The 1,552-nt window shown below is 62.6% G+C and carries 3 protein-coding genes; 1 reads left to right on the top strand and 2 read right to left on the bottom strand.

Features of this window, described 5'->3' with window-relative positions; genetic code table 11:
• A partial coding sequence (locus tag ACYVDE_RS22390; RefSeq protein ID WP_460503748.1) for an NHL repeat-containing protein occupies positions 1 to 666 on the bottom strand: 666 nt, incomplete at its 3' end.
• Positions 667 to 739: 73 nt separating this feature from the next.
• Positions 740 to 1,264: a D-glycero-alpha-D-manno-heptose-1,7-bisphosphate 7-phosphatase gene (locus tag ACYVDE_RS22385; protein ID WP_460503747.1), complete on the bottom strand. Its 525-nt coding sequence runs from the start codon at positions 1,262 to 1,264 to the stop codon at positions 740 to 742.
• A 134-nt stretch (positions 1,265 to 1,398) separates the two neighbouring features.
• Between ACYVDE_RS22385 and ACYVDE_RS22380 the strand changes: the two genes are divergently transcribed.
• On the top strand, positions 1,399 to 1,552 hold a 154-nt coding region (locus tag ACYVDE_RS22380; RefSeq protein WP_460503749.1), incomplete at its 3' end, for an NAD(P)-binding protein.

Below are 1,552 nucleotides of genomic sequence, written 5' to 3'. Positions count from 1 at the left end.
CAGTTGGGCGCTGCTGCCCGGGCCATCGGCAAAGCCGCGCTGGCCAGTGCCCGCCAGCGTGCTCACGGTGCCGTTGGGCAATACCTTACGAATGCGGTTATTTTCGTAGTCGCTCACGTACACCACGCCTTGCCCGTCCACGGCCAGACCATTGGGGCCGTTGAACTGCGCGGCGGCCCCCAGGCCGTCGGCAAAGCCGGCGGTGCCGGAGCCGGCCAGCGTACTCACGGTGCCGCCGGGCGTGATTTTGCGAATGCGCTGGTTGCCATAATCGGCTACGTATAGGTTGCCCTGGCCATCCACAGCAACATCAATGGGGCCGTTGAAACGAGCCGTAGCGGATGGGCCGTCGGCAAAACCGCTGGCCAAGTTACCAGCCCAGGTATCTACCTGCCCCGCCGGCGTAATTCTGCGAATGGTATTGTTGCCATTGTCGGCCACGTACACGTTCCCTTGCTTGTCTACGGTGGCGCCTTCGGGCCCGTAGAACTGCGCCGTCGTCCCCGCCCCGTCGGCATAGCCCGAAGTTCCGTTTCCGGCCATCGTGCTGACCTTGGTGTACACGATTTCGGGTTCGGGCCCGGCAGGCGTTTCTTTTTCTTTTTTACACGCACTTAGGCCGAGCAGCAAAAAGGCTCCGGCCACGAAGGAGGAAGTAGTAGACATGAAGGCAGCGGGAAAGGTGTTTTAAGAAGGCGTCAAAAGTAACGATGACTGGACTTCGCCACGCCTGGATTTTTTAAGAACCGGCTTCAAGAATAAGCGCCGTGGCCGCCCGCAAATCGGCTACGTGCGGCGCGAAGCCTTCCGCGTTTTCCTCCTCCCCTACCAGAATGCCGCGCACGCCCACGGCCGCACCGGCCTGCATGTCGCGCAGGCGGTCGCCCACTATCCAGCACTGCGAAACGTCGAGGTTGAAGCGGGCCACGGCCTTTTCCAGCATGCCGGAGTTGGGCTTGCGCAGGATGGACTCGCTCACGCTGGGGTGGGCGTCGGCGAAATACAGGGCGTCGAGGAGGCCGCCGCAGGCACTTTGCAGCTTGGCGTGGCAGGCCTGCACGTCGGCGGCGGTGTAAAGCTTTTTGGCGATGCCGGCCTGGTTGGTGACCACGATGAGGTAGTAGCCGGCGGCTTTGAGGCGGGCCAGGCTTTCGGGCACGCCGGGCAGGATGACGAATTTCGCCGGCTCCCACACGTAAGTGCCAATTTCTTCGTTCAGCACGCCGTCGCGGTCGAGGAATATGGCTTTGTTTTTTGTTGTCATGGTGCACAAGGAAAGTGGCGCGAAGTAGCGCGAACTTTGTAGTTCGCGTCCCGGAACGAGTCGTTGCCACGGCGCGGGGACGCGAACTACAAAGTTCGCGCTACTTCGCGCGACGTGGCGCTATTGCTTACGACATGAAAATTGCGATTATCGGCGGCGGCATCAGCGGCCTCACCCTGGCGTGGTACCTGCAGAAGGCCGGCGTGGCCTACGAGCTGTTCGAGGCCGACACCCGCCCCGGCGGCAACCTGCGCACCTGGGCCGCGCCCGGCGGCTACCTGCTCGAAA

Source organism: Hymenobacter agri (assembly GCF_054778495.1).
This window is presented reverse-complemented; position numbering and strand designations above follow the sequence as displayed.